Origin of the sequence: Hyphomonas sp. UBA3601 (genome assembly GCF_002375605.1) — a bacterium.
Taxonomy (GTDB): domain Bacteria; phylum Pseudomonadota; class Alphaproteobacteria; order Caulobacterales; family Hyphomonadaceae; genus Hyphomonas.
In genome coordinates this window covers 1-5,003 of sequence record NZ_DFME01000139.1, presented here as the reverse complement: position 1 = coordinate 5,003, position 5,003 = coordinate 1, and the positions used below count along the sequence as shown (strand labels likewise).

Annotated in this window: 8 protein-coding genes and 1 pseudogene; all 9 read left to right on the top strand. The window is 62.3% G+C overall.

Going from position 1 to position 5,003, the window contains the following annotated elements; translation table 11 throughout:
* A pseudogene (locus B4F73_RS15735) lies at positions 1-750 on the top strand (cupin domain-containing protein); the annotation flags it as partial.
* An 83-nt stretch (positions 751-833) separates the two neighbouring features.
* Complete coding sequence (locus B4F73_RS15730; protein ID WP_206991966.1) at positions 834-1,052, top strand: hypothetical protein; 219 nt, start codon at positions 834-836, stop codon at positions 1,050-1,052.
* Between the two features lie 87 nt (positions 1,053-1,139).
* A complete protein-coding gene (locus tag B4F73_RS15725) occupies positions 1,140-1,769 on the top strand; it encodes a fasciclin domain-containing protein (protein WP_290483735.1) in 630 nt (209 codons plus the stop codon).
* 77 nt (positions 1,770-1,846) lie between these two features.
* Positions 1,847-2,350 carry a crossover junction endodeoxyribonuclease RuvC gene (gene ruvC / locus B4F73_RS15720; RefSeq protein ID WP_206991964.1) on the top strand — a complete coding sequence of 168 codons (504 nt, stop codon included), beginning with the start codon at positions 1,847-1,849 and terminating at the stop codon, positions 2,348-2,350.
* Positions 2,347-2,970, top strand: a complete 624-nt coding sequence (gene ruvA, locus B4F73_RS15715) for a Holliday junction branch migration protein RuvA (protein WP_290483734.1) — start codon at positions 2,347-2,349, stop codon at positions 2,968-2,970. Before ruvC ends, ruvA begins: the two co-directional genes overlap by 4 nt.
* The gene (ruvB, locus tag B4F73_RS15710) at positions 2,967-3,995 is read left to right on the top strand and encodes a Holliday junction branch migration DNA helicase RuvB (protein WP_290483733.1); all 1,029 of its coding nucleotides are present in this window, start codon (positions 2,967-2,969) and stop codon (positions 3,993-3,995) included. The genes ruvA and ruvB overlap by 4 nt, the downstream gene beginning before the upstream one ends.
* 97 nt (positions 3,996-4,092) lie before the next feature.
* Entirely contained in the window at positions 4,093-4,335 is a 243-nt protein-coding gene (locus tag B4F73_RS15705; protein ID WP_290480592.1) for a YdcH family protein, read from the top strand.
* Between the two features lie 22 nt (positions 4,336-4,357).
* Complete coding sequence (locus B4F73_RS15700; protein ID WP_255342028.1) at positions 4,358-4,486, top strand: hypothetical protein; 129 nt, start codon at positions 4,358-4,360, stop codon at positions 4,484-4,486.
* Between the two features lie 112 nt (positions 4,487-4,598).
* Positions 4,599-4,922, top strand: coding sequence for a hypothetical protein (locus B4F73_RS15695; RefSeq protein ID WP_290480593.1), 324 nt, complete (start codon positions 4,599-4,601; stop codon positions 4,920-4,922).
* The last annotated feature ends 81 nt before the right edge of the window (positions 4,923-5,003 follow it).

The following is a 5,003-nucleotide window of genomic DNA, read 5'->3' as shown; positions in this document are numbered from 1 at the left end:
AATGCGACCTATTTCGAAGGTCGCGCTGAGCCCGCCGACATTGATGTCGGGACCCTGCCGGACGATATGGCGTTTCAGGAAGTCGAGCTGAACCCCGGCGACCTTCTGTGCCTTCCAGCCGGCGCGTGGCACGCCGCCCGCGGCGTCGGGTATTCGCTCGCGCTGAACCTCTATTTTGCCCCCCGAAACCTGTTCGACCAATTGGCCCCCCTGCTCCAGGAGTTCGCGGCGTCTCACGACAGCTGGCGCGGAGGACCTCCCGTCACATTGGATGACGCGCACGGGAACCTTCCTGACACGGTGTCAGACTATATGCGCGACCGCCTTGCCGAATTTCAAACCCTGGTGAGTGAAACGCTGGCCGAGCCGGAATCGATGAGCACTCCCTGGCTGACATCACTGACGCAAGGACCCTATACCGGATGGCAACCCGATCCGGTATTGCCCCTGCCAGCCGCGTCGGCGACGGACAGGTTTCTTGTGGTGATGCCGCCGCTGCGCTTCATCGCATCCGGCGGTCGGGTGAGCCTGCCGTGCGACAATGGTCTGCTGGACTTCCCCGCGAACTTCGCGCCCATCCTTCGTCGCCTATCCTCTGAACCGGCGGGGTTTTCGATCCCTGACATCATCGCTGGAACGCAAAGCGCCGATGCCCCTCCGCAAGCGGAGGTCATCGCCCACTTGCAGACATTGTTTCGAAACGGAATAATTGCAAAAAGCGATGCACCACACATGGCACAGCAGACGTGAATTTGTTTTCGCAGCAGATGCGCGCGCAACCTTCTCAAATTTCCGGCGTTCTACCGGCTCTCTCCCACAGAAAGCCACAGGACATGTTCACCCAGCTCAATCCACCTATCCCGCTGACCGTCACGGACCGGGGCGACGGCTTCGCCATTGGCGTTATTGACTACGGCCAGGAGCACAACCTCATATGGGTCACGGTAATCACCGCGACCGGCGAAATCTGGTGCGCGCCGAACCCCTCCGTACGCGGCGTCGTGAATTGGACAATGGGTCGCCCTCGTCCCGCCACAGATAGCGCCCATTGAGAGATAAATTTTGCTCGGTGCCGCTGAACCAAACCCGAAGGCGCGCGTTACCTGATCATTGCCTGCCGGAGGAAAGGATCCCCGCTCATGAAACGCCACTTACTCATTCCCGTTGCGTCCGCACTATTCCTGGCTGCCTGTTCCGGCGAGTCTTCAGACACGCGCACACTACCGCAAGACCCTGTCCAGCCCTATGCGGATGATGTCGACATTACCCCTTCCCCGGATGCGGGCGAAGAGGAAATCTATGCCGACACAATGGATCGCGACCAGATGGTCATCTCCGGTCCGAACGTGTTGGACACGATCGCCGCTGATCCGCGCCTGTCGACACTCTATGGTGCCATTGAAGCCGCAAGTCTTGACGAAACCCTCGCCACCGGCGGCCCATACACCATCTTCGCGCCGACCAATGAGGCATTCGATGCGCTGCCCACTGGCCAGCTGGAAGACTATCTGAAGCCAGACAATGCCGACAAGCTCGTCCGCGTGCTAGAATACCATATCGTCGAAGGATCCGTGCGCGCCTCCAATGTGCCCCCCGCAGATGAAGGCGTACCAACAGCCAGTCTGAACGGCCTCGACCTTTCGGTCCGCGACATGGGCGGCGGCAAACTGATGATCAATCAGGCCAGCATTCTCGAAACTGATGTCGAGGGCGGCAATGGGGTCGTACACATCATCGACTCGGTACTGGTGCCACGGGAAACCGAATAGGGTCCCGCTGCAGTCGATGTGAACAAATAGAGAAAATGCAAGGTGTCATTAACCCATCCCGCTGATAGGATGGGTTAATGACAGCCACGATTCGCATTCTCGGCATCGACCCCGGCCTCCGCCATACTGGCTGGGGTGTCATCGAGCAGACCGGCGCCCGGCTGGCTCATATTGCGCATGGCGTGATCTCGGTAGACACCAGTCTCGCCATGTCGGAACGGCTCGGCGGCATCTTCGAGGCGGTCGGAGAACTGGCCCGGCATTACGGACCACATGCCTCAGGCGTTGAAGAAACGCTGGTCAATGCCAATCCCCGCTCGGCGCTGAAACTCGGCCAAGCGCGCGGCGCGGCCATGGCGGCGCTTTCCATGGCCGGTATTCCTGTCGCCGAATTCGCCCCACGCAAGATCAAGCTGGCCATTGTCGGGACGGGCACAGCGGACAAAGACCAAGTGGCCTTCATGGTTAAACGCCTCCTGCCCCGCGCCGGAGACATGAAATCGGACTCGGCTGATGCGCTCGCCTGCGCAATCTGTACCGCGCACCATTTGCCGCTGGAATTGAAACGAGGCGCCGCATGATCATTGGCAGGCTGACCGGAACCGTTGCCGCGCTCGGCACGGACAACATCCTGATTGACGTCAATGGCGTCGGCTATGTCTGCATGGCCGGCACGCGGCTCTTGTCCAGGGTGCATGTCGGCGAGACCAGTGTCCTGCATGTCGAGACCAAGGTCAGCGAAGCGGCGATCACACTCTACGCCTTCGGCTCTGACGAGGAACGCGCCTGGTTCGTTCGTCTTCAGGATGTGCATGGTGTGGCCGGCAAGGCCGCAATGGCCATCCTTGACGCAATCACACCGGCAGAATTGATGGACGCGATTGCGCTCGGCGATGCTTCGGTCCTGACTCGGGCGAAGGGCGTCGGCAAAAAGCTCGCGGAACGCATCACCGGCGAACTGGCTGGCAAGCCACCGCCGATGGGCCGGTTTGGCAAGTTCGAAACCGCCCAGGTCGCTGGCCTTGCCAGTGCGCCCGTCGCCGCCACGACTGGCGTGCGGAGCGAGGCGATCTCGGCGCTTGCAAACCTCGGCTATGCCCAATCAGATGCCGCCCGCGCCGTGGCCAGCGCTGCGAAAGATGCCGGCGATAGCGATGTCAGCACTCTGATCAAGGCGGCGCTGAAGGAACTGGCGCGATGAGCCGCGAGGGCGAACTCTCAGACCCCAATGCCCAAGGCGGCGATGCGCTGGACCGCGCGCTGCGGCCGCAGGCGTTTGAGGATTATGTCGGCCAGCGCAAGGCAAAATCGAACCTCAAAGTCTATGTCGATGCGGCCCGCAAGCGCGAAGAGGCGCTGGACCATGTCCTGCTGTTCGGCCCGCCGGGGCTTGGCAAGACGACGCTGGCGCAAATTCTCGCCCGCGAAATGGGCGTCGGCTTCCGCGCGACCTCCGGCCCAGTCATTGCCAAGGCCGGTGACCTCGCGGCGATCCTGACCAATCTCGAACCCAATACCGTCCTCTTCATTGACGAAATCCACCGCCTGCCTCCGGTCGTGGAGGAAATCCTCTATCCGGCGATGGAGGATTACGCCCTCGATATCGTTATCGGCGAAGGCCCGTCGGCGCGGTCTGTGCGGCTGGATCTTTCCCCCTTTACCCTGGTGGGCGCGACGACCCGGGCCGGCCTGCTCGCCACGCCGCTGCGCGACCGGTTCGGCATACCGCTGCGCCTTGAATTCTATGAGCCGGAAGAGCTGGCCCGGATCGTCATGGCGGCGGCCCGCAAGCTGACTGCGCCGATCACGGAAGATGGCGCCATCGAGATCGCCAGTCGCGCGCGCGGTACGCCGCGCATCGCGCTGCGCCTGTTGCGCCGAGTGCGCGACTTTGCCGAGGCAGATGGCGGCACGATCACTCAGGATTCCGCCAGAAGCGCGCTGAAACGACTGGAAATCGATTCAGACGGCCTTGATGCGCTGGACCGGCGCTACCTCCATGCGCTGGTGAAAACCTATGCCGGGGGGCCGGTCGGCGTGGAGACGCTGGCGGCGGCCCTGTCGGAGGCGCGGGACGCGGTGGAGGACGTGATCGAGCCTTACCTGATGCAGAAGGGCTATGTCGCGCGCACGCCCCGCGGCCGGGTCGCAGCGCCGCTGGCCTATGAACGCCTCGGCCTGCCGAATCCGGGCGGTCAGCAATCCGGCCTGTTCGGCGAGAAATAGCCCCCTGACCACAAGGATACGTAGTTTCCCCGATTCCGCGTGGCCGCGCCCCATGACCTGATAGTGCCAGACACATCTTATCAGGGAGCGACCCAATATGTCCCACACACCGCACGAACTCGCCGAGGAATTCCCGGACGCGACAGACCGCATTCATGCACTGAAGGAAACGGACGGTCATTTCGCCCGGCTGGCCGACGAATATCACGCAGTGAACCGCCAGATTCACCGTATCGAGACAAATGTCGAGCCCGCCAGCGATGTCTTTCAGACGCAGCTGCGCAAGCACCGCATGGCCCTGAAAGACGAGATCAGCGCCATCCTGAACGCCCCGGCCTGAAAAGCCGTCAGGAGGACCGGGCATGGGTAATCTGAGTGTTGACGCATTGGCGATTGCCGCCCTGGTCGGGTTTGCCAGCCTGTTGCTGATCGGCGCGGGCCTGACAGCCTGGTTGTGGAAGCAATCGGGCAAGTCCGAAGGCGATTTGTAGGGCGCGCAGAGCGCCCTGCACAAATATCTGAAATAAGGGAAGACATTTCAACCCAGAGATGCTATACAAAATACAATCGTTTGGATTTTGGGCATAACTGGGGGACACTCACATGGCTCATTCCTTTGCAGGCCTGGCGGGCGAATTCCCGACCGCCGTGCCGGAAATCTTCGAACTGGCATCCATTGATCCGGTTTTCGCGCATCTGGCAGAAGCGTTCGAGGAGATCACGCAGGTGCTGGCCGAGGCCGAGACCAGCATCGAGGATGTGACCCCGCAGGATCGCCGCGCGCTGGAGGCCCGGCGGGCCGAGCTGCGCGCGCAATTATACACCGCGCTTTGTAACGTCACCGGCGATGATCGCTGGTGTGACGAGGCCGCCGCTGGCACGGAAGGGCCCTCCCCCCCGCCCCTTCCGCGCCGGTCGGCGGCCTGATACGTCCAGCCCGGCGGCCGTCATACGCTGACAGGCAGCACCCAGAGCCGGACTGGCGCGCGCCATCCGGGTATCTCGTGT

Excerpts from the sequence above, each read along its gene's own strand:
- B4F73_RS15730 (WP_206991966.1), top strand. The coding sequence starts at position 834 with ATGTTCACCCAGCTCAATCCACCTATCCCGCTGACCGTCACGGACCGG.
- B4F73_RS15725 (WP_290483735.1), top strand. The coding sequence starts at position 1,140 with ATGAAACGCCACTTACTCATTCCCGTTGCGTCCGCACTATTCCTGGCT.
- ruvC (WP_206991964.1), top strand. The coding sequence starts at position 1,847 with ATGACAGCCACGATTCGCATTCTCGGCATCGACCCCGGCCTCCGCCAT.
- ruvA (WP_290483734.1), top strand. The coding sequence starts at position 2,347 with ATGATCATTGGCAGGCTGACCGGAACCGTTGCCGCGCTCGGCACGGAC.
- ruvB (WP_290483733.1), top strand. The coding sequence starts at position 2,967 with ATGAGCCGCGAGGGCGAACTCTCAGACCCCAATGCCCAAGGCGGCGAT.
- B4F73_RS15705 (WP_290480592.1), top strand. The coding sequence starts at position 4,093 with ATGTCCCACACACCGCACGAACTCGCCGAGGAATTCCCGGACGCGACA.
- B4F73_RS15700 (WP_255342028.1), top strand. The coding sequence starts at position 4,358 with ATGGGTAATCTGAGTGTTGACGCATTGGCGATTGCCGCCCTGGTCGGG.
- B4F73_RS15695 (WP_290480593.1), top strand. The coding sequence starts at position 4,599 with ATGGCTCATTCCTTTGCAGGCCTGGCGGGCGAATTCCCGACCGCCGTG.